This is a genomic window from Pantoea leporis (genome assembly GCF_028048155.1).
GTDB lineage: Bacteria > Pseudomonadota > Gammaproteobacteria > Enterobacterales > Enterobacteriaceae > Pantoea > Pantoea leporis.
In genome coordinates this window covers 119361-144736 of sequence record NZ_JALMEU010000009.1, presented here as the reverse complement: position 1 = coordinate 144736, position 25376 = coordinate 119361, and the positions used below count along the sequence as shown (strand labels likewise).

General features: G+C 56.7%; 19 protein-coding genes. 4 read left to right on the top strand and 15 right to left on the bottom strand.

Features of this window, described 5'->3' with window-relative positions; translation table 11 throughout:
• Positions 1-2: 2 nt before the first annotated feature.
• Positions 3-1418, bottom strand: a complete 1416-nt coding sequence (gene cysG, locus MWH02_RS19220) for a siroheme synthase CysG (protein ID WP_101762601.1) — start codon at positions 1416-1418, stop codon at positions 3-5.
• A 248-nt stretch (positions 1419-1666) separates the two neighbouring features.
• Between cysG and MWH02_RS19215 the strand changes: the two genes are divergently transcribed.
• Positions 1667-2689, top strand: a complete 1023-nt coding sequence (locus tag MWH02_RS19215) for an aminopeptidase (RefSeq protein WP_271461264.1) — start codon at positions 1667-1669, stop codon at positions 2687-2689.
• A 9-nt stretch (positions 2690-2698) separates the two neighbouring features.
• Complete coding sequence (locus MWH02_RS19210; protein ID WP_101762599.1) at positions 2699-2983, top strand: YciI family protein; 285 nt, start codon at positions 2699-2701, stop codon at positions 2981-2983.
• 262 nt (positions 2984-3245) lie between these two features.
• Here the strand turns inward: MWH02_RS19210 and MWH02_RS19205 are convergent, their stop codons facing one another.
• The 3 genes from MWH02_RS19205 to cysJ are packed head-to-tail and all read right to left on the bottom strand — an operon-like array spanning position 3246 to position 7503.
• Positions 3246-3980, bottom strand: a complete 735-nt coding sequence (locus tag MWH02_RS19205; RefSeq protein WP_101762598.1) for a phosphoadenylyl-sulfate reductase — start codon at positions 3978-3980, stop codon at positions 3246-3248.
• On the bottom strand, positions 3977-5701 hold the full coding sequence (gene cysI / locus MWH02_RS19200; protein WP_271461263.1) for an assimilatory sulfite reductase (NADPH) hemoprotein subunit: 1725 nt from the start codon (positions 5699-5701) through the stop codon (positions 3977-3979). The genes MWH02_RS19205 and cysI overlap by 4 nt, the downstream gene beginning before the upstream one ends.
• Positions 5701-7503 (bottom strand): NADPH-dependent assimilatory sulfite reductase flavoprotein subunit, encoded by a 1803-nt coding sequence (gene cysJ / locus MWH02_RS19195; RefSeq protein ID WP_222185577.1) that lies wholly within the window; start codon positions 7501-7503, stop codon positions 5701-5703. Before cysJ ends, cysI begins: the two co-directional genes overlap by 1 nt.
• 297 nt (positions 7504-7800) lie before the next feature.
• Between cysJ and queD the strand changes: the two genes are divergently transcribed.
• Positions 7801-8160, top strand: a complete 360-nt coding sequence (gene queD / locus MWH02_RS19190; RefSeq protein WP_167391191.1) for a 6-carboxytetrahydropterin synthase QueD — start codon at positions 7801-7803, stop codon at positions 8158-8160.
• 54 nt (positions 8161-8214) lie between these two features.
• Here the strand turns inward: queD and queE are convergent, their stop codons facing one another.
• The 6 genes from queE to rlmD form a co-directional block, all read right to left on the bottom strand.
• Complete coding sequence (gene queE / locus MWH02_RS19185) at positions 8215-8886, bottom strand: 7-carboxy-7-deazaguanine synthase QueE (RefSeq protein WP_110868307.1); 672 nt, start codon at positions 8884-8886, stop codon at positions 8215-8217.
• Positions 8887-9035: 149 nt separating this feature from the next.
• On the bottom strand, positions 9036-10334 hold the full coding sequence (gene eno / locus MWH02_RS19180) for a phosphopyruvate hydratase (RefSeq protein WP_101762594.1): 1299 nt from the start codon (positions 10332-10334) through the stop codon (positions 9036-9038).
• Positions 10335-10409: 75 nt separating this feature from the next.
• The gene (pyrG, locus tag MWH02_RS19175) at positions 10410-12047 is read right to left on the bottom strand and encodes a glutamine hydrolyzing CTP synthase (protein ID WP_007891723.1); all 1638 of its coding nucleotides are present in this window, start codon (positions 12045-12047) and stop codon (positions 10410-10412) included.
• Positions 12048-12288: 241 nt separating this feature from the next.
• Entirely contained in the window at positions 12289-13080 is a 792-nt protein-coding gene (gene mazG / locus MWH02_RS19170; protein ID WP_271461262.1) for a nucleoside triphosphate pyrophosphohydrolase, read from the bottom strand.
• Positions 13081-13192: 112 nt separating this feature from the next.
• The gene (gene relA, locus MWH02_RS19165) at positions 13193-15424 is read right to left on the bottom strand and encodes a GTP diphosphokinase (protein ID WP_101762592.1); all 2232 of its coding nucleotides are present in this window, start codon (positions 15422-15424) and stop codon (positions 13193-13195) included.
• Between the two features lie 32 nt (positions 15425-15456).
• On the bottom strand, positions 15457-16773 hold the full coding sequence (rlmD, locus tag MWH02_RS19160) for a 23S rRNA (uracil(1939)-C(5))-methyltransferase RlmD (protein WP_271461261.1): 1317 nt from the start codon (positions 16771-16773) through the stop codon (positions 15457-15459).
• A 90-nt stretch (positions 16774-16863) separates the two neighbouring features.
• Between rlmD and barA the strand changes: the two genes are divergently transcribed.
• Positions 16864-19593, top strand: coding sequence for a two-component sensor histidine kinase BarA (barA, locus tag MWH02_RS19155; RefSeq protein WP_271461260.1), 2730 nt, complete (start codon positions 16864-16866; stop codon positions 19591-19593).
• A 144-nt stretch (positions 19594-19737) separates the two neighbouring features.
• Here the strand turns inward: barA and MWH02_RS19150 are convergent, their stop codons facing one another.
• The 5 genes from MWH02_RS19150 to MWH02_RS19130 all read right to left on the bottom strand — a co-directional run bounded on the left by MWH02_RS19150 (position 19738) and on the right by MWH02_RS19130 (position 25374).
• Positions 19738-20877, bottom strand: coding sequence for a glycerate kinase (locus MWH02_RS19150; protein WP_271461259.1), 1140 nt, complete (start codon positions 20875-20877; stop codon positions 19738-19740).
• Between the two features lie 84 nt (positions 20878-20961).
• Positions 20962-21846: a 2-hydroxy-3-oxopropionate reductase gene (gene garR / locus MWH02_RS19145; RefSeq protein WP_271461258.1), complete on the bottom strand. Its 885-nt coding sequence runs from the start codon at positions 21844-21846 to the stop codon at positions 20962-20964.
• A 19-nt stretch (positions 21847-21865) separates the two neighbouring features.
• Positions 21866-22633, bottom strand: coding sequence for a 2-dehydro-3-deoxyglucarate aldolase (garL, locus tag MWH02_RS19140; protein WP_101762587.1), 768 nt, complete (start codon positions 22631-22633; stop codon positions 21866-21868).
• 52 nt (positions 22634-22685) lie between these two features.
• Complete coding sequence (gene gudD / locus MWH02_RS19135; protein ID WP_192412005.1) at positions 22686-24017, bottom strand: glucarate dehydratase; 1332 nt, start codon at positions 24015-24017, stop codon at positions 22686-22688.
• Between the two features lie 16 nt (positions 24018-24033).
• The gene (locus MWH02_RS19130) at positions 24034-25374 is read right to left on the bottom strand and encodes an enolase C-terminal domain-like protein (RefSeq protein WP_271461257.1); all 1341 of its coding nucleotides are present in this window, start codon (positions 25372-25374) and stop codon (positions 24034-24036) included.
• Positions 25375-25376: the final 2 nt, after the last annotated feature.

The following is a 25376-nucleotide window of genomic DNA, read 5'->3' as shown; positions in this document are numbered from 1 at the left end:
CCTCAAGCCAAATTGACAACGGCGGACTCGCGAGCCCCCTGCTGTGCCGAATGTTGGAACCAGGCCAATTGCCCGTGCAAATTTACGACTTCGCCAATCACTAACAGTGCTGGCGTGGGCGCGGCCGCAGCCAGCGCCTCCAGTTGATCCAATGTGCCGGTCAGCACCTGCTGATCCTGACGCGTGCCGCGCCCAATCACCGCTACCGGCGTGGAGGCGGCGCGGCCATGTTCGATAAGCCCGGCAGCGATTTCCGCCGCTTTCACCGTGCCCATATAAATCGCTAAGGTTTGACGTGCGCGCGCCAGCGACGGCCAATCAATGCCGTCGCCATCCGCGCGACAGTGACCGGTAATAAACAGCACGCTCTGCGCGTGGTCGCGATGGGTCAGTGGAATACCGGCATAGGCGGTTGCGCCTGCTGCAGCGGTGATGCCCGGCACCACCTGGAACGGAATCCCCGCGGCCTGCGCCGCCTGCAGCTCTTCGCCACCGCGGCCAAAAATAAACGGATCGCCGCCTTTCAGGCGCACCACGCGTTTACCCTGTTGCGCCAGCGTCACCAGCATCTGATTGGTTTCTTCCTGCGGCACCGAATGCGCACCGGCGCGTTTACCGACGCAGATGCGGTCGGCATCGCGCCGCACCAGCTCAAGCACTTCGTCGCTGACCAGATGGTCATACAGCACCACATCGGCCAGCTGCATCACCTGTAAGCCACGCAGCGTCAGCAAACCGCTGTCGCCTGGACCGGCGCCTACCAGCGTAATTTCGCCTTGATTGTCGCTATCGTTTTCCAGTTCGTGATCCAGCGTGCGCCGCGCTTCATGGACGTTACCCGCCGCCATCTGGCTGGCGAACAGACCGTTAAAGGCGCGCTCCCAGAAGCGACGGCGGTCAGACATGCGGTGATAGCGCTGCTTCACCTTGTCGCGCCACTGCCCGGCCACTTCCGCCATCTGCCCGAGATTGGCCGGCAGTAACGCTTCAATTTTTTCACGCAGCAGACGCGCCAACACCGGCGCGGTGCCGCTGGAGGAGATGGCCACCACCAGCGGTGAACGATCGACAATCGACGGGAAGATAAAGCTGCACTTCGGCTGATCGTCCACCACGTTCACCAGCTTGTGGCGCGCATTGGCGGCATCGAACACCTGCGCGTTAAGCGCGTTGTCATCGGTAGCGGCAATCACGAGGAACACGCCATCCAGCTGCGCCGGATCGAAGCGGTGGGCGATCCATTCAATCGCCTCAATTTCCAGCAGCGCCTGCAGCTCATGACCGAGTTCGCGCGCGGCGACCAGCACGCGCGCACCGGCACGCCGCAGCAGTTCTATTTTGCGCGCCGCGATGTCGCCACCGCCGACAACCAGCACCGGACGACTTTTGAGATCGGCAAAGAGAGGCAGATAATCCACGTTAACCTTGCTAGTTTTACAATAAGTTAACGCGACTATACGTCCCGGCCTTCCAGCAGATGAAATTACGAATTGGAATGAGTAGTTACCGAATGGAATAACGACCCAGGATTGCTGATAACATTTTGTGCTTAACAAATGATATTGCTGGTGTTTCGGAGAAAATCAAATTGTGCAAGCGTCGTCACAGTTTCATACTAAGTCGGAATTTTTTTAGCATGACCGGATGTCAGAAAAGGACGCTAACTATGTTTGCCACTCTCCGCCGCACTGTGCTGGCTGCACTGCTCGCGGGCGGTTTGCCTTTCTTTGTTCAGGCTGCGAGCAACAACACGCCAGGACATTTTGCCGAACAGCAGCTTCGCCATATCGCCACCTATTTCCCCGGCCGCATGAGCGGCAGTCCCGCCGAGTTGCTGACTGCCGATTATCTGCAGCAGCAGTTCAGCCAGTTGGGATATCAGAGTAATACCCGCCAGTTTAAAACCAGCTATAGCTGGCTGGAGAAAAAGGGCGAGAGCCGCACCCACAAAGTTACGGCCACGTCGGTGATTGCCGCGCGTGCCGGTGAAGTGCCGCAGGAGATCCTGATCGTTACTCATCTGGATACCTGGACGCCGCTCAGCCGCCACGAAGCCGATAACAATCTCGGCGGCCTGCGTTTGCAGGGCGTGGATGACAATGCCTCCGGGCTTGGCGTGATGCTGGAGCTGGCGCAGGCGCTAAGCAAAACGCCGCTGCACTACGGCGTGCGCTTTGTGGCGCTGAGCGCCGGTGAAGCGGGTTTGCACGGCATGGATGATTATCTGGCGCGCATGAGCGCGCAGGAGAAGAAGAACACGCTGCTGGTGATCGATCTGAATAGCCTGATTGTCGGCGATCATCTCTACTTTAACAGCGGTATCAATACGCCAGCGGCAGTGCGCAAACAGACCAGCGCGCGTGCCGTGCAGCTGGCGCACCGTTACGGTATCTCCGCCGCCAGCCACGCGATGACCGCACGCGATTATCCCGGCGTCAATCCGTTCGACAAAGCCGGCATGCCACTGATGGATGTCACCGCCGCCAACTGGACGCTGGGCAACAAAGATGGGCAGCAGCAGCGCGCGCGTTCCAGCCACTTCCCGGAAGGCAATGTGCGCCATCAAACCGAGCGCGATAACCTCAACTACCTCGATCACTGGCTGCCTGGCCGCATCACCCAGCGCACGCATGACAGCGTGAAGATTCTGCTGCCGCTGCTGACCGAGCTTGCTAATCCGACAACCTGAGGATTCCCTATGTACGTGGTATATCTAGACTATTTTCGTCCGGTAGAAGAAGTGGAAGCGTTACTGGAACCGCACATTAGCTGGCTGGATCGCTATTTCGCTAACGGCGTGTTTATCGCGGCGGGACGCAAAGATCCACGCACCGGCGGCGTGCTGTTGGTGAAGGATATTGATCGTGCGCGATTAGATACCATCCTGGCGGAAGATCCGTTTGTGGCGGTGGCGCATTATGAAGTGACGAAAGTGAATATGACGCGTGCGGCGGAAGAGTTTGCGGGGTTGCAGGGGGTTTGATTGTGCTGGCTGTACTCATACTTGATTGTGCTGGCTGTCCCCCATCCCGGCCTTCCCCCGCTAGCGGGGGAAGGAGACGCTGCCACATGCAGGTTCAGAACTCACATGTGGCAGCATCTTCCTCCCCCATTTATGGGGGAGGACCGAGGAGGGGGAAAGCGAGCACCAACTGGCAGCATCTTCCTCCCCCATTCATGGGGGAGGACCGAGGAGGGGGAAAGCGAGCACAAACCAAGGATGGGGGACAACCAGCACCTACCAATCAACCTTCATGCAACCCGCACTCGCGCTTCAGGCCGAAGAAGCGTGTCTCTTCCTCTGCCATGCCCGGTTCCCACTTTTTGGTGGTATGCGTATCGCCCACTGACAGATAACCTTCATCCCACAACGGATGATATTTCAATCCGTGTTGGGTCAGATACTGATGCACCTGACGGTTATCCCAATCAATGATCGGCAGAATCTTGAACACGCCGCGCTGCACCGCCAGCACCGGCAAACTGGCGCGACTGCCAGACTGATCGCGGCGCAGGCCAGCAAACCAGGTTTGCGCGCCCAGCGTTTCCAGCGCGCGGTTCATCGGTTCCACTTTGTTGATCTGGTTATACTGCTCAATCCCCTCGACGCCCTGCTCCCACAGTTTGCCGTAACGCGCTTCCTGCCATGCCGCTGAAGTTTCCGCACGGAAGATTTGCAGGTTGAGATTGAGCTTGTCGGTCAGCTCATCAATAAAGCGGTAAGTTTCCGGGAACAGATAACCGGTATCGGTCAGGATCACCGGAATGTCCGGCTTCTGCTGCGTCACCATATGCAGCAAAACCGCCGCCTGAATACCAAAGCTGGATGACAACACAAATGCGCCTGGCAGCTGTTCTAATGCCCAGCCCACGCGTTGTTCAGCGGAGAGTTTCTCCAGCTGCACGTTGCTTTCCGCCAGCGCCATGATGCGGTCAACTTTTGATGAACCATTCAGTGCTGCGAGATCGAGTACCGTCATACTGCCTCCGAGTCCCAGAAATCACGGGCGGGATCAACCACGGCTTTAATAATGCCGGTGCGAATCACGAAGTCGCCGAAGCCTTCGTTGGCCTGACGCTCGGTTGCCCAGCGCGCCACCAGCTCATCAATGCTGGCGAGGATTTCGCCTTCGTTGATGTTCTCGCGGTACATGCGTGGAATGCGCGTACCTTCACGGTTGCCGCCAATGTGTAAGTTGTAACGGCCCGGCGCTTTGCCCACCAGACCTAACTCCGCCAGCAAAGCACGGCCACAACCATTTGGGCAACCGGTAACGCGTAACACTATGTGCTCTTCGCCGACACCATGCTTATGCATGATCTCTTCCACTTTGGTCACGAACGACGGCAGGAAGCGCTCGGCTTCGGCCATCGCCAGCGGACAGGTCGGGAACGCCACACACGCCATCGAGTTCTCACGCTGCGGCGTGACCGCTTCCATCAAACCGTGTTCACGGGCGATGGCTTCGATCTGCGCTTTTTGCTTCTCCGGCACGCCAGCCACAATCAGGTTCTGGTTAGCCGTCAGACGGAAATCGCCCTGATGGATTTTGGCAATTTCGGCGATGCCGCGTTTCAGCGGACGGCCAGGATAATCCAGCAGACGGCCGTTCTCAATGAACAGCGTCAGGTGCCATTTCTCATCGATGCCTTTCACCCAGCCAACGCGATCGCCGCGCGAGGTGAACGCATACGGACGAATCGGTTCGAAGGTCAGACCGGCACGCTTTTCCACTTCCGCTTTGAAGGTTTCAACACCGACGCGTTCCAGCGTGTATTTGGTCTTGGCATTTTTACGCTCGGTACGATTCCCCCAATCGCGCTGCGTGGTGACCACCGCAGCCGCCACGTCGAGGATCTTCTCGACCGGCAGAAAGCCGAATTCGCTTGCGGTGCGCGCATAAGTCGCTTTGTTGCCGTGATCGATCGACAAGCCCCCGCCCACCAGCAGGTTAAAACCAATCAGCTTGCCCTGCTCGGCGATGGCGATGAAGTTCAGGTCATTGGCATGCAGATCGACATCGTTATGCGGCGGCACCACCACCGTGGTTTTGAATTTACGCGGCAGATAGGTTTCGCCAAGAATCGGCTCTTTATCGGTGGTGGCGACCTTCTCTTTGTCCCACCAGATTTCCGCGTAAGCGCGGGTTTGTGGTAGCAGATGCTCTGACAGCTTTTTCGCCCACTCGTACGCTTCCTGATGCAGCTCTGATTCCACCGGATTCGAGGTGCAAAGCACGTTACGGTTCACGTCGTTGGCGGTCGCCAGCGCATCCAGCCCGACTTCGTGCAGCATCTGGTGCGTCGGCTTGACGTTCTTCTTCAGAATGCCGTGAAACTGGAAGGTCTGGCGGTTGGTCAACCGGATGCTGCCATAAATGGTTTTATCGGTGGCGAATTTATCAATTGCCAGCCACTGCGTTGGCGTGATGATGCCGCCCGGCAGACGGCAACGCAGCATCATGGCGTGACGCGGTTCGAGTTTCTGCGCTACACGCTCGGCACGAATGTCGCGGTCATCCTGCTGGTACATACCGTGGAAACGGATCAGCAGGAAGTTGTCGCCAGTGAAGCCGCCGGTCAGGCCATCGTCGAGATCGTCGAGGATGGTGCCGCGCAGGTAGTTGCTCTGTTTTTTCAGACGCTCAGCGTCGACCAGCTTGCCTTCAACGACCAGCGGTCCAGGATGTTTTTCGCTCATTAGTAAACGTCTCGCTGATAACGGCGCTCAATGCGCAGCTCACTTAAAAATTCGTCAGCCGTTTCACGATCCATGCCGCCGTGTTCGACCACCACATCCAGTAATGCCTGCTCAACGTCTTTCGCCATACGATTGGCGTCGCCGCAGACGTAAAGGTGTGCGCCTTCCTGTAACCAGCTCCACACCTCCGCACCTTTGGCGCGGATCTTATCTTGTACGTAAACCTTCTCGGCCTGATCGCGCGACCATGCCAGATCAATATGGGTCAGCAGGCCATCTTTGACATACTTCTGCCACTCCACCTGATAGAGGAAATCATCGGTGAAATGCGGGTTACCGAAGAACAGCCAGTTTTTACCGCCTGCGCCATCGTTATCGCGCTGCTGCATAAAGGCGCGGAACGGCGCGATGCCGGTGCCCGGACCAATCATGATCACTGGCGTTTCCGGGTTAGCCGGTAAACGGAAGTTATCGTTGTGCTCGATGAAGACGCGAATTTCGCCTTCTTCCTCAATACGATCCGCCAACCATGTTGAGGCGCCGCCGCCGCGCTGACGACCGTCGATTTCAAAGCGCACCGCACCTACGGTGATGTGCACTTCGGTTTCGTTCTCCGCCTGCGATGAGGCGATGGAGTAGAGGCGCGGCGTCAGCGGACGCAGCAGGCCGGTTAATTGTTCGGCATTCAGTTCGGTCGGTGCCTGACGCACCATATCGACAATCGGGAAGCTCTGCGCATAACTCTGCAGCTTCGGCTTGTCACCGGCCAGCGCCAGCAGCGCGTCATTGCGGGACAGCGCCGCATACTGTTCGACGATTTGTGGCGTGTTGACCGTCAGTTCGAAATGGGTTTTCAGCGCTTCGGCCAGCGGCAGGGTTTTGCCCTGCACGTCTACCTGCTCGTCACCTTTCAGCCACACCAGCTGCAGCAGTTCCTGCACCAGCTCGTCATCGTTTTCAAACCACACGCCGAGTGCGTCGCCCGGCTGGTAGCGCAGGCCAGAATCGCCAAGGTCGATCTCAATGTGACGCACATCTTTATCCGAATCGCGTCCGGTGATCTTCTGGTTGGCCGCCAGGCTGGCCACCAATGGCTCTTCTTTGGTGTACGGGCTGCTGTCGACAAGGTTAACGCTGCCCGCCGCGGTGATGGCGGCCTGTGCCGGCGATTCGCTCGGCACACGTGCCTTCAGAATCTCGGTGATCTGCTGACGCCAGGCGTTCGCCTGCTCTTTGTATTCAACATCGGCATCCACACGATCCAGCAGACGTTCTGCACCCAACTCAGCCAGACGTTCATCAAAGTCTTTACCGGCTTTGCTGAAAAACTCATAAGAGGTATCGCCGAGACCGAACACCGCAAACGCTGTGCCTGCGAACTTCGGCGCTTTCTTCGATAGCAGGAATTTATGCAGCGCCACCGCCTCTTCCGGCGGCTCGCCCTCGCCTTGCGTGGAAGTCACCACCACCAGCAGCTTTTCCTGACCGATCTGCTTGAATTTATAATCGCCGGCGTTAACCAGATTGACGCTCAGCTTAGCAGCCAGCAGGTCATCACGCAGTTGCTCAGCCAGGCGACGCGCGTTACCGGTCTGCGAGGCGGAGATCAGCGTGATGGTCGGGGTTTCTGCCTGCACAGGCGCTGGCGCGGCAGCCGCACCCGGCGTCTGATTGACCATGCCCCAGAAATAGCCGGAGAGCCAGGCCATCTGAGTGGTGTTGAAATCCGTGGTCGCCGCCTGTAAGCGCGCGAGTTGCTCCGGTGATAACGGAAGCAGTGAACCTGGTGCCTGAGTCGTCATTGCGTTAAAAATTCCAGTGTCAGAAGTCCGGATCAATATGTTGCGAAAGAGTGCGTAGGTTACCGGGCTGTATATTAACGATTAAATACGCCTTCGACATATTAAATAACCAAAATGACTAAGTGGTTTTTCGGGTAAAGTTAACCAGCAAAAGTGGTAAATGAAGGCGATATGATTCAATGAGTTAATTAGCCGTTTTGCTGGCGGGATGGCGCATAATGCCCTTTTCGTTGCCAGCGGGTGCGAAAAATCTGCAATTCAGGTAGACTTCAGCGGTTTTTAAGTCTGAGAGCCATTATGTCTACCACGTTATTTAAAGAGTTCCAGTTTGAATCTGCCCACCGCTTACCTCACGTGCCGGAAGGCCATAAATGTGGGCGTTTGCACGGCCATTCATTCCTGGTGCGATTAGAAATTACCGGCGAAGTGGATGCGCATACCGGTTGGGTGATGGATTTTGCCGAACTGAAGGCGAAGTTTAAGCCGCTGTATGAACGCCTCGATCATCACTATCTGAATGACATTCCGGGTCTGGAAAATCCTACCAGTGAAGTGCTGGCGAAATGGATTTGGGATCAGATGAAGCCGATTCTGCCGGAATTGAGTGCGGTGATGATTAAAGAGACCTGCACCGCCGGCTGCGTTTATCGCGGTTGAGGTCAGTGAAGCCGTAACCGTGAGTGAGGTCGCCATGCATGGCGACCTTAGAACTCAGGCAATATTCAGGTATTTGTGCGTCTGCATCGAAAGCCGCCAGTTGCGGGCGATACAGGTTTCAATACAGAGTTTCGTTGCCGCATCACCCCGGCTGATCGGTTGCAGCGCCACAATGCGCTTTTTATCGTCGTGTAATCCTGCCAGCAACGCATCTAACGCTTCCACATCACGCTCACGCGCCACCGGATGTTTAATCTCATCTGCACGCTGCAGTGCCTGCGGCAAAACATCATAGCCACCGCGCATGTTCACCTTGGGTGAAACCGTCACCCATGTTGCGTCGGAACACTGCACGTCGTGCGTGCCGCTGGTTTCGATCTGGCAGGCAAAACCCGCCGCTTCTAATTGTTCCGTCAAAGGGCGCAGATCAAAAATCGCCGGTTCGCCGCCGGTGATCACCACATGACGTGCGGTCCAGCCCTGACGTTGAATGGTGTCGATCAACATGGCCGCATCGGCGCTGCCCCACGCATCGCTTTCCACGGTTTTGACCAGAATATCACCCAGCGAGGTCTCCCGATCCGCCCGCTTTTCCCAGGTATGTTTGGTATCACACCAGCTACAGCCCACCGGACATCCTTGTAAGCGGATGAACAGCGCCGGAACACCGGTGTAAAAACCTTCGCCCTGCAGCGTCTGGAACATTTCGTTAATCGGGTAGAACATTATTTACTCACGTCTAAAATTTGAGGCGCAGATTATGGCAGATCTTATGCGCCAGGTCACAGCTGCTTCGTGCCAAATAAAAGCAAAAGCCCCGCACAAGGCGGGGCTTCATTCAGACGATGCTGCCCGCAGGCAGCATACTCAGGCGATTACGCCTGGCCTTTAACTTCTTTCAGACCGTTGAACGGTGCTTTGCTGCCCAGCGCTTCTTCGATACGAATCAGCTGGTTGTACTTAGCAACACGGTCAGAACGGCTCATAGAACCGGTTTTGATCTGGCCAGCCGCCGTACCTACCGCCAGGTCAGCGATGGTTGCATCTTCGGTTTCACCTGAACGGTGTGAAATCACCGCGGTATAACCCGCATCTTTCGCCATCTTGATTGCAGCCAGAGTTTCGGTCAGTGAACCGATCTGGTTGAATTTGATCAGGATGGAGTTAGCGATGCCTTTATCGATACCTTCTTTCAGGATCTTGGTGTTGGTTACGAACAGATCGTCACCCACCAGCTGGATTTTGTCGCCCAGCACTTTGGTCTGGTAGGCGAAACCAGTCCAGTCAGATTCATCCAGACCGTCTTCGATAGAAACGATTGGGTACTGTTTGGTCAGGTCTTCCAGGAAGTGGGTGAACTCTTCTGAAGAGAAGGCTTTGTTGCCTTCGCCAGCCAGCACATATTTGCCGTCTTTGTAGAATTCAGATGCTGCGCAGTCCATCGCCAGGGTGATGTCTTTGCCCAGTTCGTAGCCTGCTGCTTTTACCGCTTCAGCGATAACAGCCAGCGCTTCGGCGTTAGAACCCAGGTTTGGCGCGTAGCCACCTTCGTCACCAACTGCAGTGCTCATGCCTTTAGACTTCAGCACTTTCGCCAGGTGATGGAAGACTTCAGAACCCATGCGGATCGCTTCTTTCAGGGTTGGCGCGCCAACCGGCTGAATCATGAATTCCTGGATGTCGACGTTGTTGTCGGCGTGCTCACCACCGTTGATGATGTTCATCATTGGCAGCGGCATAGAGTATTTGCCTGGGGTGCCGTTCAGTTCAGCGATGTGTGCGTACAGCGGCAGGCCTTTAGAGGCAGCAGCAGCTTTAGCAGCAGCCAGTGAAACCGCCAGAATGGCGTTAGCACCGAAGTTAGATTTGTTCTCAGTACCGTCCAGCTCGATCATGATCTTATCGATGTTCGCCTGGTCTTTGGCATCTTTACCGGTTACCGCGTTAGCGATTGGACCGTTAACAGCCGCAACCGCTTTGGTTACGCCTTTGCCCAGGAAACGAGATTTGTCACCGTCACGCAGCTCCAGAGCTTCGCGAGAACCGGTTGATGCACCTGATGGCGCAGCAGCCAGACCAACGAAACCGCCTTCCAGATGCACTTCTGCTTCTACAGTTGGGTTGCCACGGGAGTCGATGATTTCGCGACCGATGACTTTTACGATTTTGGACATTCGATTTTCCTCAGTACAAGTTAGTCAATCCTAAGACAAACAACGCGCGAAAAGTTCGCGCGTTGTTCGTGAAACTTACTTCGCTAAACGCTTCTGGTGTTCCTGCGCGGCTTTCACAAAGCCAGCGAACAGCGGATGACCATCGCGTGGGGTCGACGTGAATTCCGGGTGGAACTGACAGGCAACAAACCACGGGTGGTTCGGGATCTCAATGATCTCAACCAGCTGATCGTCGCCAGAACGACCGGCAATATGCAGACCCGCCGCTTCAATCGGCTTCAGCAACATATTGTTTACTTCGTAACGATGACGGTGGCGTTCGGTAATGATTTCAGAACCGTACAACTGACGCACTTTGCTTTCCGGCGTCAACTGGCACTGCTGGCTGCCCAAACGCATGGTGCCGCCCAGATCGCTCTGCTCAGTACGCTGTTCAACGTTGCCCTCTTCGTCACGCCATTCGGTGATAAGCGCAACCACCGGATACTTACAGTCTGGCACAAATTCCGTAGAGTTCGCGCCTTCCATACCGGCAACGTTGCGGGCGAATTCCATCAGCGCAACCTGCATGCCCAGGCAAATTCCCAGGTAAGGCACGTTGTTCTCACGGGCGTATTGCGCCGTCATCATTTTGCCTTCCACACCGCGGTAGCCGAAGCCGCCAGGGATCAGAATAGCATCCAGATCTTTCAGTAATTCGACACCGCGCGTTTCAACATCCTGCGAGTCGATCAATTTGATATTCACGGTAACGCGATTTTTCAGGCCACCGTGTTTCAAGGCCTCAATCACTGACTTGTACGCATCCGGCAGTTCGACATATTTGCCGACCATACCGATGGTCACTTCGCCGCCCGGATTGGCTTCTTCGTAAATAACCTGTTCCCATTCGGCCAGGTTCGCTTCCGGCGCGTTCAGATTGAAACGCTTGCAGATGTAATCATCCAGACCTTGCGATTTCAGCATGCCTGGAATCTTGTAGATGGAATCCACATCTTTCAGGGAAATAACCGCTTTTTCTGGCACGTTACAGAACAGCGCGATTTTAGCGCGTTCGTTCGCCGGCACCGCGCGGTCAGAACGGCAGATCAGCACGTCTGGCTGAATCCCGATCGACAGCAGCTCTTTCACTGAATGCTGGGTTGGCTTGGTTTTCACTTCGCCTGCGGCCGCCATATACGGCACCAGCGTCAGGTGCATATACATGGTGTGTTCACGACCGACATCGACCGCCATCTGACGAATCGCTTCGAGGAACGGCAGGGATTCGATATCACCCACGGTACCGCCGATCTCGACCAGAACCACGTCATGACCTTCGCCGCCTTCAATAATGCGTTCTTTGATGGCGTTGGTGATGTGTGGAATAACCTGAATCGTGGCGCCCAGATAGTCACCGCGACGCTCTTTGCGCAGCACTTCTGAGTAGATACGACCGGTAGTAAAGTTGTTACGGCGCGACATTTTGGTGCGGATGAAGCGCTCGTAGTGACCTAAATCCAGATCGGTTTCGGCCCCATCATCGGTAACAAATACTTCACCGTGCTGCGTTGGGCTCATGGTACCCGGATCGACGTTGATGTACGGATCGAGTTTCATGATGGTCACATTCAGACCACGTGCTTCAAGGATGGCTGCGAGGGAGGCTGCGGCAATGCCTTTGCCCAGAGAGGAAACAACCCCGCCGGTCACAAAAATATAATTCGTTGTCATGCTGAACCTGAGAGTTTAGGTTTAAAGACGGTGGAATAACCAAGACGGGAAAATAGTATACTTGAAGTCGTCTTAAGCCACAATTGATGAATCACACCATCGTCCTCCACAGGTAAGCCGGTAACATAGCGGATAGCATGGTGCGAAATGTTGATGTACGTCACAAAGTCGCCGCAAGGCTGAATCGAGTAAGCTCAAGCGGCGAATTTATGCGCAGCGCTGGAATAATCGCCAGATTCGCTTACTGTTTGTTCTCGCTCACTTTCACCTGCTGCCAGGCGGCTTCCATTTGATCCAGGGTCGCATCGCTTATGGCTAACCCTTGTGAGGCGATGATGGCTTCAACTTCGCGGAAGCGGCGCTCAAATTTATCGTTGGCTTTTTGCAAGGCGACTTCCGCTTTGCTGCCTAAATGGCGCGACAAATTGACGGTCGCGAACAGCAAATCACCGATTTCCTCTTCCAGCCTGGCGTTATCCACCACCGCTTGCTGCGCTTCGTGCATCACTTCATCGATCTCTTCATGCACTTTATCCAGCACCGGGCCGAGATTGTTCCAGTCGAAGCCCACCGAGCTGCAACGCTTCTGAATTTTGTGCGCGCGCATCAATGCCGGCAGCGCTTTAGGAATGTCGTCCAGCGCCGAGTGCTGCGATTTTTCTGCGCGTTCGCTGTGCTTGATGGCTTCCCAGTTTTTCAGCACTTCTTCGCTGGTTGCAGCCTGAACATCGCCAAAAATGTGCGGATGACGGCGCTCAAGTTTGTCGCTGATGGCGTTGCAGATGTCATCGAAATTAAAGCGCTGCTGCTCATCGGCCATCTGCGCGTAGAACACAACCTGAAACAGCAGATCGCCAAGTTCACCGCGCAGATCGGCAAAATCTTCACGCTGGATGGCATCGATCACTTCGTAGGTTTCTTCCAGCGTGTAAGGCGCGATCGAGGCGAAGGTTTGCTGACGATCCCACGGGCAGCCGCGCTCCGGGTCGCGCAAGGTTTGCATGATGGTGAGCAGGCGATTTAAGGGCGTCATGAAAGGATCCTTTGGGAAAATTTTGGGAGAGACTGCGCTGGTTACAAATACGGCAGCGTCTTCTTCCCCCGCGAACGGGGGAAGGTCGGGATGGGGGACAAACGGCTCTGAATCAATGCAAACGGCGCGCGTCGATAATATCCGGCACCTGATTGAGACGTGCCAGCACGCGGCCAAGCACTTGCTGGTTATAGATCTCAATATCCATATCAATGGTTGCCAGCTGCTTTTTGGTGTCACTGCGGCTGGAGACGCCGAGCACATTGACCTTCTCGTTAGCCAGAATGGTGGTGATATCGCGTAGCAGGCCGCTACGATCGTTGGCGGTAACGCGTACCACCAGCGAATAACCGCTGGAGTAATCCTCGCCCCACACCGCATCAACGATACGTTCCGGTGCGTGCGAAATCAGCTCGGTTAACTGGTCGCAGTCGGCGCGGTGAATCGAAATGCCGCGCCCCTGAGTAATGAAGCCCACGATATCGTCGCCAGGAATCGGCTGGCAGCAGCGGGCGATGTGGTGCAGCAGATTGCCCACGCCTTCCACCACCACGCGACCGCTCTCTTTGCGCGCGGACGGCGCATGTGACTTCTGCGTCAGCAGGCGCAGCGCCTCGCGATCTTCCTCTTCGGCGCTCGGCTTGTTGAGCTTGCCCTGCAGGAAATTCACCATCTGATTGAGGCGAATATCGCCGCCGCCAATCATCGCCAGCAGCTCATCCTGCGAACTGACGTTATAGCGCGGCAGCAGCAGTTTTTCCGCTTCGCGCATGCTGATATCCATCTGATTTAGCTCGCTTTCGAGGATCTGACGGCCAGCAATGATATTTTTGTCACGATCCTGTTTGCGGAACCAGGCGTGAATTTTCGAGCGTCCGCGGCTGGTGGTGATATAGCCGAGGTTCGGGTTCAGCCAGTCGCGGCTTGGGTTTGGCTGTTTCTGGGTGATCACTTCAATCTGATCGCCCATCTGCAACTGATAGGTAAACGGCACGATGCGCCCGCTGATTTTGGCGCCAATGCAGCGGTGGCCGATATCGCTGTGAATATGGTAGGCGAAGTCGAGCGGCGTTGATCCCGCCGGCAGATCGACCACGTCACCTTTCGGGGTAAACACATACACGCGGTCGTCGAATACCTGGCTGCGCACCTCTTCCAGCATCTCGCCGGAATCAGCCATCTCTTCCTGCCAGCTAATCAGCTTACGCAGCCAGGCGATGCGCCCTTCATGTCCTGCCGCGCCGCGCGCGTTGCTGGAGGTTGGACCTTCTTTGTACTTCCAGTGTGCGGCGACGCCCAGCTCGGCATCTTCATGCATCTGGCGCGTACGAATCTGGATTTCCACCGTTTTGCCCTGCGGACCCAGCACCACGGTATGAATCGATTGATAGCCGTTAGGCTTGGGATTGGCAACGTAGTCGTCAAACTCACTTGGCAGATGGCGAAACAACGTATGCACCGTACCAAGCGCGCCGTAGCAATCCTGCAGCCGTTCCGCCACGATACGCACCGCGCGCACGTCAAACAGCTCATCGAACGCTAATGACTTCTTCTGCATCTTGCGCCAGATGCTGTAGATGTGTTTCGGACGACCATACACTTCAGCACGCACGCCCTCTTTCTGCATCTCGGCACGCAGGTTGGCAACGAAGCTTTCAATATAGCCTTCGCGGTCAATACGGCGTTCATGCAGCAGCTTAGCAATGCGTTTGTATTCATCGGGATGCAGATAGCGGAAGCAGTAATCTTCCAGCTCCCATTTGAGCTGACCGATACCCAAGCGGTTGGCCAGCGGCGCGTAGATATTGGTGCTCTCTTTCGCCGCGAGCACGCGCTCATCTTCTGGCGCGTCTTTCATTTCTCGCAGATGGGCGATACGTTCCGCCAGCTTGATAACCACGCAGCGAAAATCTTCCACCATCGCCAGCAGCATGCGGCGCACGTTATCCACCTGCTCGGAGGCCATCGAATCGTTGTGAATCGCTTTCAGCTGGCGAATGGCATCCATGTCGCGCACGCCGTGCACCAACATCACAATCTCTTTGCCAAAGGCTTTTTCGAGATCCTCTTCGCTCACCACATCGGCGTTGGCGAGCGGGAACAGCAGTGCCGCGCGCAGGCTGTCAATGTCCATGCTGAGCATGGTGAGAATTTCCACCATCTCAATACCGCGCCACAGCAGCAGAGCTTGATCAGGATGGTTGTGCGTTTCGGCTTCACAGTAGCGCCACGCATCCGCCAGTCGCTGACAGGATTGCGGATTGTTGATACTCAAACTGGCGATCCACTGGTCGAGGGCAAATTCGCCCGCCGTATTTAAATGCGCACTTCTAACCGCAACCATATCCTCTCCTGCCACAGCGATGTGGACATCGCTTATGCTTTGCTAAACAGCACCATGGATTCGAGATGACTGGTATGGGGGAACATATCCAGCATCGCGACCCTTTCCAAATGGTAGCCCGCTGACAGCAATGTCTGACTGTCACGCGCCAGCGTTGTAGGGTTACAGGAAACATAGACCACACGTTGCGGCGCAAGTTTAACCACATGCGCCATTACGCCCGCGGCCCCAGCACGCGCTGGATCCAGTAACACCTTGTTAAATCCCTGCGTCGCCCACGGCTGACGCGATACATCTTCCTCCAGGTTATGCTGGAAAAAGCGAACATTCTTGAGATTAGTCTGCTCAGCATTATACGCTGCCTGCTGCACTAATGCTGCAACGCCCTCCACACCTACAACATTTTGTACGAACTTTCCTAATGGCAAGGTAAAGTTTCCCATGCCGCAGAACAAATCCAGCACACGATCCTCTGGCTGCAAATCCAGCCATTCAATGGCTTTGGCGACCATCTGCTGATTCACACCATCGTTGACCTGAATAAAATTCTGCGGGCTAAAGGATAGCGGCAAATTCAACGAGTGATAAAAAGGTTGGCGCGCATTCAGCGCGAGCAAACTTTCACTGCCATCAGCCAGATAGAGCGACAGTTGCTGCTCATGCGAAATGCGTTCCAGTTTTGCGTGGTCGCCGGCAGATAATGCATCAAGATGACGCAGCACCATCAGCGGGCCATTATCCGCCAGCACCAATTCTACGTGGCCTAACCGTTTAACTGCCTGTAAATCGCTGAGGCACTGGTGCAGCGGCTGCAGCAACGCTTCAAGTTCGGGCACCAAAACCGGGCATTGCTTCAGTTCAACCAGATCGTTGCTGGCGGCCTGACGGAACCCCATTTGCAAACGCTGCTGTTTTGGCTGCCACTGCAATCCTAAACGCGCCCGGCGACGATAACCCCACGCGCTGCCGCTGATGATCTCATCCACCTTCACCGGCAGCGGCGCTTCGCGGCTTAACATGCGGCTTAATGCGCGCGCTTTACTCTCCTGCTGCAAAGCCACCGAGGCATGTTGCTGCTGGCAGCCGCCGCACACGCCAAAATGGACGCAGCGCGGTGTTTCCCGCTGTGGGCTGGGATTAATGATCTTGTTGGCTTTGGCGCGTGCGTATTTGCTTTTATCCTCGAACACCGTCACTTCCGCCTGTTCACCGGGCAGCGCGCCGCTAACAAACATCGCCTTGCCTTTATGGCGCGCAACACCTTGTCCGAAAGGATCGAGGTCTTCAATGGTGACGGATATGCGAGCCTTCGTCGTCACACGCTGTTTTGCGGAGTAAAATTGCGCCATAGTATTGTGAAATCTCTACGTTAATTGGGTGTGCAGCCAATAGCCGTGCTCGCACAGGGAAAAAATGCCAGGAGTCGCCAGGCCACAATTATGACCAAATACAGCCTGCGGGCGCGAATGATGATTCTGATACTGGCACCAACGCTGATGATTGGTCTGCTGCTCAGTACCTTCTTTGTGGTGCACCGCTACAACGAATTACAGCATCAGGTGCACGACGCGGGAGCGAACATCATCGAACCGCTGGCGGTCTCTAGTGAATACGGCATGACGTGGCACAACCGCGATGCGATTCGCGAGTTAGTCAGTCTGCTGCATCGCCGCCACTCCGATATTGTCCGTGCCATCACCATTTTCGACAACAACAATCACGTCTACGTCACCTCGAATAACAATCAGAATCTGGCGCTGCTGCAAAAAGAGGACATCTCCACGCTGGAAGATGGCGTCTCGGTGGAGCGGCAAGGCACAATTATGATTCTGCGCACGCCGATTATCTCTGAACGCTATTCGGTGGATGAGCTGCCGGGCGAAGATGCCAAACCAGCCGGGAATCCGCTGGGTTATGTGGCGATCGAACTGGATCTGCAATCAGTGCGGCTGGAGCAGTACAAAGAAGTATTTGTCGCCACGCTGCTGCTGCTGTTCTGCCTGTGCATCGCCATGCTGTTTGCCTATCGCCTGATGCGCGACGTCACCGGTCCCATTCGCAATATGGTTACCACCGTGGACCGCATTCGTCGTGGCCAGCTGGACAGCCGCGTCGATGGTTACATGCTGGGCGAGCTGAGTATTCTGAAAAACGGCATCAACGCCATGGCAATGTCGCTCACCGCCTATCACGAAGAGATGCAGCAGAACATCGATCAGGCGACTTACGATCTGCGTGAAACGCTGGAGCAGCTGGAGATTCAGAACGTGGAGCTGGATCTGGCGAAGAAGCGCGCGCAGGAAGCGGCGCGCATCAAATCGGAGTTCCTCGCCAACATGTCGCATGAGCTGCGTACGCCGCTGAACGGCGTAATTGGCTTTACCCGTCAGATGCTAAAAACCGGGCTGAGCACCAACCAGCGCGACTACATGAGCACCATCGAGCGTTCGGCGAATAACCTGCTGAGCATCATTAATGACGTGCTCGATTTCTCGAAACTGGAAGCCGGCAAGCTGGTGCTGGAGTCGATCCCGTTCCCGCTGCGCGCCACGCTGGATGAAACCCTGGTGCTGCTGGCGCCGTCCGCCCATGACAAAGGGCTGGAAATTACCGTGTGCCTGGAAAAACAGGTGCCGGATAATGTGATTGGTGATCCGCTGCGCCTGCAGCAGATCATGATTAACCTGATTGGTAACGCGATTAAATTCACCGAGCACGGTCATATCGATTTGCGCGTTGAGCTGCGCAGCATCAACACTACGCGCGTCGAGCTGGAGATTCAGGTGCATGACACCGGCATCGGTATCTCTGAACAGCAGCAGTCGCAGCTATTCCAGGCGTTTCGTCAGGCCGATGCCAGCATTACGCGCCGTCATGGCGGCACCGGTTTAGGGTTGGTGATCACGCAGAAACTGGTGAGCGAAATGGGCGGCGAAATTGCCTTCCACAGCCGCCCGAATCAGGGTTCGACCTTCTGGGTGCACATTCATCTCGATCTCAATCCCAATGCGCCAGCCATTCCGCGCATGTTGGACGATTTGCGTGCCACGCCGCTGGCGTATATCGAGCCACATCCGGCGGTGGCAAAAGCGGTGCAGGAGATGCTAAGCATCACGCCGCTGCAGGTGCAGCACTTCTCCAGCCTGGAAGAGATGCCCGAGACGCACTTCCCGCTGCTGCTGATGGGTTTGCCGGTCACCGAGCCGCATCCTGCGACGTTGCCGGATGCATTGATTAAACGTCTGCATGCGCGCGCCGATTCGGTGCTGCTGGCGCTGCCGAGTGAAATGATGCTGTTTGCCGATGACTTACGGGCGCGCGGCATTGCCGGGTGTATCGCCAAACCGGTTTCGTTGACGCGCTTGCTGCCGATGCTGCTGGACTTACATGACTGGCAAAGCGATGCGCTGCCGCGTGGTGCACGTCAGCCGCTGACGGTAATGGCGGTGGATGACAATCCCGCCAATCTGAAACTGATTGGCGCGCTGCTGGAGGAGCAGGTGCAGCACATCATTCTGTGTGATAACGCCGAGCAGGCGATTCGCCAGGCGCGCCTGCACAAGCTGGACGTGATTCTGATGGACATTCAGATGCCGGATATCGATGGCATCCGCGCCAGCGAAATCATCCGCAGCCTGCCGCTGCACGCCACCACACCGATTGTCGCCGTTACTGCGCATGCGCTGGACGGCGAACGTGCGCAGCTCATCAACGCTGGCATGAATGACTATCTGGCGAAACCGATTGATGAGGACAAATTGAGCCAGCTGCTGCAGCGTTACGCGCCGAACCGGGTCATGCCACAGCCGCAACAGCCGCACGTGGCGCCGTCGCTGGACTGGACGCTGGCGCTACGTCAGGCCGCCAATAAACCCGATTTAGCCCGCGATTTGCTGCAAATGCTGCTCGATTTCCTGCCGGAAGTGGAAGAGCGCGTAGAGAGTGCAATGGCGAGCAATGATGTGGTGGGATTGCGCGAGATTATCCACAAGCTGCACGGCAGCGCCAGCTACAGCGGCGTGCCGCGCCTGAAGCAGCTGTGTCAGCAGCTGGAGAAGAGTTTGCATCAGGAGAGCGATATCGACGCGCTGGAGCCGGAGCTGCTGGAGTTGAGCGATGAGATGGCGAACGTGGCGCGTGAAGCGAGGAAATTGTTGGCGTTGGGTTAGTGCGGTGCGATTTTCCCCTCACCCCGCCCTCTCCCGCAAGCGGGCGAGGGAGTTGCCCTGAGCATGCTGAAGTTACGTGCAAACTTATTCCATCGCTCCGATCGGTTCCCTCTCCCTCTGGGAGAGGATTAGGGTGAGGGAAAACTATCTCCCTTTCCCCAGCTTTATCACCGCCGCCACATTGCGCGCCGTCAGGCGCACGTTCTGCGCCGCGTTGGCCAGCGCGTCATCCAATGAGCAGATGCTAAACAGCACGCTGAACACCGCATCCAGCCCATGTTGGTGCACCACGCCGACATCCGCGGTTAAACTTCCGGCAATGCCAATCACCGGTTTATTAAACTGCTTCGCGACCTTTGCCACACCAATCGGCACCTTGCCGTTAATGCTTTGACTATCAATGCGCCCTTCGCCGGTAATCACCAGATCGGCATCTTTCACCTGCTCGGCCAGGCCCAAGGCTTCAGTGACAATCTCAATGCCGCTGCGTAACTCGGCCTGACAAAACGCATGCAGCGCCGCGCCCATGCCGCCCGCCGCGCCGCCACCATCAATGTGTAAAACATCAATATCCAGATCGCGATGAATCAGGGTGGCGTAATGTTCCAGTGCTTTGTCCAGCTGCTGCACCAGTTCCGGCGTCGCGCCTTTCTGCGGACCGAAGATCGCCGAAGCGCCCTCATCACCGGTGAGCGGATTGCTGACATCGCAGGCGACTTCAAAGCGACACTGCTTAATACGCGTATCCAGCTGTTCGATATCGATGCACGCCAGCTGCGGCAATGCGCCGCCGCCGTAGGCGATTTGCTTGCCGTGCTCATCCAGCAGTTGTGCGCCCAGCGCTTGCATCATGCCGGAACCGCCATCATTGGTGGCGCTGCCGCCAATGCCGATAATGAAGTGATCGACACCGCGATCAAGCGCATCTTTGATCAGCTCGCCGGTGCCGAACGAGGTGGTAATCAGCGGATCGCGCTGTGCCGCGGGCACTAACTCCAGCCCGCTGGCTGCCGCCATTTCGATAAATGCGGTACGCTCATCACCTGACAAACCGTAGAACGCCTCCACTGGCTTGCCGAGCGGTCCAGTAACCGTCAGCCGGACAATGTTTCCCTGCGTTGCCGCCACCATCGCTTCAACCGTGCCTTCACCACCGTCGGCAACCGGTATTTTCACGTACTCAGCTTCGGGAAAGATCTCGCGGAATCCCGCTTCAATCGCCGAAGCCACTTCCAGGGCGGATAAACTCTCTTTATATGAATCCGGTGCGATGACAATTTTCATAGGCAATCCAGCGCGGTTGATGACGGACATCCGTCCTGCGAAGGCAGCGAGCCGCCCGACATCCGTAGACGCCGGACGATTGCACTACCGGGTGATCTCAACTTTCGCTAATTTTTCATAATAGCAGGCCAGCGCGCTATGGTCGGAAGTGCCCTGTCCATCCACTTTCAGCGCCTGCATCATCTCCATCACTGCGGCAGTCAGCGGCAGATGCGCACCGATCTCGTGCGAGGTATCCAGCGCATTGGCCAGATCTTTGATATGCAGATCGATGCGGAAGCCCGGTTTGAAGTTACGATCCAGCACCATCGGCGCTTTGGCATCCAGCACGGTGCTGCCTGCCAGACCACCACGAATCGCCTGATAAACCAGCTCAGGATTAACGCCCGCTTTGGTCGCCAGCGACAGCGCTTCTGACATCGCCGCGATGTTAAGCGCCACAATCACCTGATTTGCCAGCTTAGTCACATTCCCCGCGCCAATGTCACCGGTGTGGACCACCGAACCCGCCATCGCTTTCATGATGTCGTAGCACTGATCAAACACCGCTTTATCGCCGCCCACCATCACCGACAGCGTGCCTTCAATCGCTTTCGGCTCGCCGCCGCTGACTGGCGCATCGAGCATTTTGATGCCTTTCGCCGCCAGCGCATCATGCACTTCGCGGCTGGCCAACGGCGCAATGGAACTCATGTCGATAACAATCAGGCCCGGCTTCGCGCCTTCGATGATGCCGTTAGCGCCGAGGCACACCTCTTTAACCTGTGGCGAGTTCGGTACCATGGTGATCAACACATCCACCTGTTCAGCCACCTCTTTTGGCGTCTTCGCCACGGTGGCGCCCAGCTCCACCAACTCTGCTTCGTTAATAACATTATGGTCGCGCACCACCAGCGAATAACCGGCTTTCACCAGGTTTTTACTCATCGGTTTGCCCATGATGCCGAGGCCGATAAATCCAATTTTCATTGCCTTTCCTCTCAGTCAGTTATTTTTTAAATTTGTCACACAGCGCCTGCGTGGCGTTACGGAACACACCCAGATCGCTGCCTACCGCCACAAAGCTGGCGCCCCACTCCAGATAGCGGCGCGCATCGGCTTCCACCGGCGCCAGAATGCCGCTCGGTTTCCCCGCCGCTTTGGCGCGTTCAAAGACGTGTTTAATCACTTTCAATACTTCGGGATGCGCAGGCTGGCCGAGATAGCCGAGCGCGGCCGAGAGATCGCCCGGCCCAACGAAGATGCCATCGACCCCCTCCACCGCGGCGATAGCATCGATGTTGTCCACCGCCTGTTGCGTTTCGATCTGCACCAGCACCGTGATGTTGTCGTTAATGGTGCTGTTGTAATCCGGCAGCGTGCCGTACATGTTGCTGCGGTGTGAAACCGACACACCGCGAATGCCCGCCGGTGGATAGCGAGTAGATGCCACCGCGCGAATCGCCTCTTCCTCGGTCTCCACGAACGGCACCAGGAAGTTGTAGAAGCCGATATCCAGCAAGCGCTTAATGATGATCGGTTCGTTGCACGGCGGACGCACCACCGGCGCGCTGTGGCTGCCCTTCAGTGCCATTAGCTGCGGCACAAAGGTGGTGATGTCATTCGGCGCGTGTTCGCCATCCAGCACCAGCCAGTCAAAGCCCGCCAGGCCCAGCACTTCAGTGGTAAGGGGATTAGCCAGCGCGCACCAGCTGCCAATCAGGGTTTCTCCTGCCAGCAAACGGCGACGAAAAGGGTTCGGCCAGGCATTGCTCATTGTCTTCACTCCTGTCGGTTACAGCAGGCTCCCGCGCGGGGAGCCGGAAAAGTTAGCGCACCAGGCACGGACGCTTGTTATCAAAGGTCCAGTTCGGTACGAGGAACTGCATGGCTTGCGCATCGTCGCGCGCGCCTAAACCGTGTTTCTGATACAGCGCGTTGGCCTGCATCACCTGATCCATATCCAGCTCGACGCCGAGACCCGGTTTTTGCGGCACCTGCACCATGCCGCCTTTAATCTGTAGCGGCTCTTTAGTCAGGCGCTGATTGCCTTCCTGCCAAATCCAATGCGTATCGATGGCGGTAATCGCACCTGGTGCGGCGGCGGCAACGTGGGTAAACATCGCCAGTGAAATGTCGAAGTGGTTGTTAGAGTGCGAGCCCCACGTCAGGCCGAAGTCGTGACACATCTGCGCCACGCGCACCGAACCCTGCATCGTCCAGAAGTGCGGATCGGCCAACGGGATATCGACCGACTGCAGCGACAGCGTGTGGCCCATTTGACGCCAGTCGGTGGCGATCATATTGGTGGCGGTCGGCATGCCGGTGGCGCGGCGGAATTCCGCCATCACTTCGCGACCGGAATAGCCCTGCTCAGCACCGCACGGATCTTCCGCATAGGCCAGCACACCTTTCAGCTGCTTACCGAGCAGAATCGCCTCGTTGAGCGACCAGGCGCCGTTAGGATCAAGCGTCACGCGCGCCTGCGGGAAGCGCTTCGCCAGCGCCGTCACCGCTTCGGCCTCTTCGCCACCGCGCAGCACGCCGCCTTTCAGTTTGAAATCGTTAAAGCCATATTTTTCATAGGCCGCTTCCGCCAGGCGCACCACCGTATCCGGCGTCAGCGCTTCTTCGTGGCGCAGGCGATACCAATCGCATTTGTCATTTTCCTGGCTCTGATACGGTAGCGAGGTTTTCTTGCGGTCGCCGACATAGAACAGATAGCCGAGCATTTCTACCCGGTCGCGCTGCTGACCATCGCCAAGCAACGAGGCGACGTTCACGCCTAAATGCTGTCCCAGCAGATCGAGCAGCGCCGCTTCGATGCCAGTAACCACGTGAATGGTGGTACGTAAATCAAAGGTTTGGTTGCCGCGTCCGCTGGAATCGCGGTCGGCAAAGGTGCTGCGCACCAGGTTGAGGATGTTCTTGTATTCGCCAACGGTTTTCTGCACCACCAGCGCCGCCGCATCCTCCAGCGTCTGACGAATCTTTTCGCCGCCCGGAATCTCACCGACGCCGGTGTGTCCGGCATTGTCTTTAATGATGACGATGTTGCGGGTAAAGAACGGCGAATGCGCGCCACTCAGGTTAAGCAACATGCTGTCGTGACCGGCCACCGGAATGACCTGCAGCGATGTTATTTTCGGTGTCTGACTCATTTCCTGCTCCTTAAACTTAGCCGCGACCAAAGGCTGGACGCTTGCGATCGAATGACCAATTGGGAACCAGATACTGCATCGCGGTGGCGTCATTACGTGCGCCCGCTGGCAGTGATTTGTACAACGCGTTGGCCTGATGCAGGCGATCCCAATCCAGCTCGACGCCGAGGCCCGGCTTATCCGGCACGGCGATTTTGCCGTTGCGGATCTGCAGCGGCTCTTTGGTCAGGCGCTGATCGCCCTCCTGCCAAATCCAGTGCGTATCAATCGCGGTGGGTTTACCCGGCGCAGCGGCGCCAACGTGGGTGAACATCGCCAGTGAAATATCGAAGTGGTTATTGGAGTGACAGCCCCACGTCAGCCCCCAGTCATCACACAGCTGCGCCACGCGCACTGCGCCGCTCAGCGTCCAGAAGTGCGGATCGGCCAGCGGGATGTCGACGGCATTGAGCATCACCGCGTGGTTCATCTCGCGCCAGTTGGTGGCGATCATGTTGGTGGCGACCGGCAACCCCGTCGCACGGCGGAATTCGGCCATGACTTCGCGGCCGGAATAACCCTGCTCGGCACCGCACGGATCTTCGGCGTAGGTCAGCACATCGCCCATGCCTTTACACAAGCGAATGGCTTCATCCAGCGTCCAGGCACCGTTGGGATCGACGGTGATGCGCGCATCGGGGAAGCGTTTTTTTAGCGCCACCGCCGACTCAATCTCCTGCTCGCCCGACAGCACGCCGCCTTTGAGTTTGAAATCTTTGAAGCCATATTTGTCCTGCGCCGCTTCCGCCAGACGCACCACAGATTCCGGCGTCAGCGCCTCCTGATGACGCAAGTGATACCAGTCGTGGCTAGCATTTTCGCCGGTCAGATACGGCAAATCGGTTTTGCGACGATCGCCGAGATAGAACAGATAGCCGAGCACCGTGACCTCATCGCGCTGCTGGCCCGGACCGAGCAGTTCCGCCACCGGCACGCCGAGACATTGGCCGAGTAAATCCAGTAGCGCCGCTTCCAGCGCGGCCACCGCATTGACGCGCAGCTCGAAGGTCCACGCGCCTTTGCCGAAGGTATCGAAATCCGCCGACTGATTGCCTTTGTGCACCTGCTGCACCAGACGATTCATGCGGGCAACCTGCTGACCTTTTACCTGCGGAATCGCCTCAACCAGCGTTTGGTAGATGGTTTCCCCGCCCGGCGCTTCACCGACGCCGGTGTGTCCCGCGCTATCCGTGAGCACCACGATATTGCGGGTGAAGCAGGCGCTGTGCGCGCCACCGATGTTGAGCAGCATGCTGTCGTAACCGGCAACCGGAATCACCTGCATATCGGTGATGACCGGCGTGCTTTGCGTAGTCATAT

Excerpts from the sequence above, each read along its gene's own strand:
- MWH02_RS19215 (WP_271461264.1), top strand. The coding sequence starts at position 1,667 with ATGTTTGCCACTCTCCGCCGCACTGTGCTGGCTGCACTGCTCGCGGGC.
- MWH02_RS19210 (WP_101762599.1), top strand. The coding sequence starts at position 2,699 with ATGTACGTGGTATATCTAGACTATTTTCGTCCGGTAGAAGAAGTGGAA.
- MWH02_RS19205 (WP_101762598.1), bottom strand. The coding sequence starts at position 3,980 with ATGACGGTACTCGATCTCGCAGCACTGAATGGTTCATCAAAAGTTGAC.
- cysI (WP_271461263.1), bottom strand. The coding sequence starts at position 5,701 with ATGAGCGAAAAACATCCTGGACCGCTGGTCGTTGAAGGCAAGCTGGTC.
- cysJ (WP_222185577.1), bottom strand. The coding sequence starts at position 7,503 with ATGACGACTCAGGCACCAGGTTCACTGCTTCCGTTATCACCGGAGCAA.
- queD (WP_167391191.1), top strand. The coding sequence starts at position 7,801 with ATGTCTACCACGTTATTTAAAGAGTTCCAGTTTGAATCTGCCCACCGC.
- queE (WP_110868307.1), bottom strand. The coding sequence starts at position 8,886 with ATGTTCTACCCGATTAACGAAATGTTCCAGACGCTGCAGGGCGAAGGT.
- eno (WP_101762594.1), bottom strand. The coding sequence starts at position 10,334 with ATGTCCAAAATCGTAAAAGTCATCGGTCGCGAAATCATCGACTCCCGT.
- pyrG (WP_007891723.1), bottom strand. The coding sequence starts at position 12,047 with ATGACAACGAATTATATTTTTGTGACCGGCGGGGTTGTTTCCTCTCTG.
- mazG (WP_271461262.1), bottom strand. The coding sequence starts at position 13,080 with ATGACGCCCTTAAATCGCCTGCTCACCATCATGCAAACCTTGCGCGAC.
- relA (WP_101762592.1), bottom strand. The coding sequence starts at position 15,424 with ATGGTTGCGGTTAGAAGTGCGCATTTAAATACGGCGGGCGAATTTGCC.
- rlmD (WP_271461261.1), bottom strand. The coding sequence starts at position 16,773 with ATGGCGCAATTTTACTCCGCAAAACAGCGTGTGACGACGAAGGCTCGC.
- barA (WP_271461260.1), top strand. The coding sequence starts at position 16,864 with ATGACCAAATACAGCCTGCGGGCGCGAATGATGATTCTGATACTGGCA.
- MWH02_RS19150 (WP_271461259.1), bottom strand. The coding sequence starts at position 20,877 with ATGAAAATTGTCATCGCACCGGATTCATATAAAGAGAGTTTATCCGCC.
- garR (WP_271461258.1), bottom strand. The coding sequence starts at position 21,846 with ATGAAAATTGGATTTATCGGCCTCGGCATCATGGGCAAACCGATGAGT.
- garL (WP_101762587.1), bottom strand. The coding sequence starts at position 22,633 with ATGAGCAATGCCTGGCCGAACCCTTTTCGTCGCCGTTTGCTGGCAGGA.
- gudD (WP_192412005.1), bottom strand. The coding sequence starts at position 24,017 with ATGAGTCAGACACCGAAAATAACATCGCTGCAGGTCATTCCGGTGGCC.
- MWH02_RS19130 (WP_271461257.1), bottom strand. The coding sequence starts at position 25,374 with ATGACTACGCAAAGCACGCCGGTCATCACCGATATGCAGGTGATTCCG.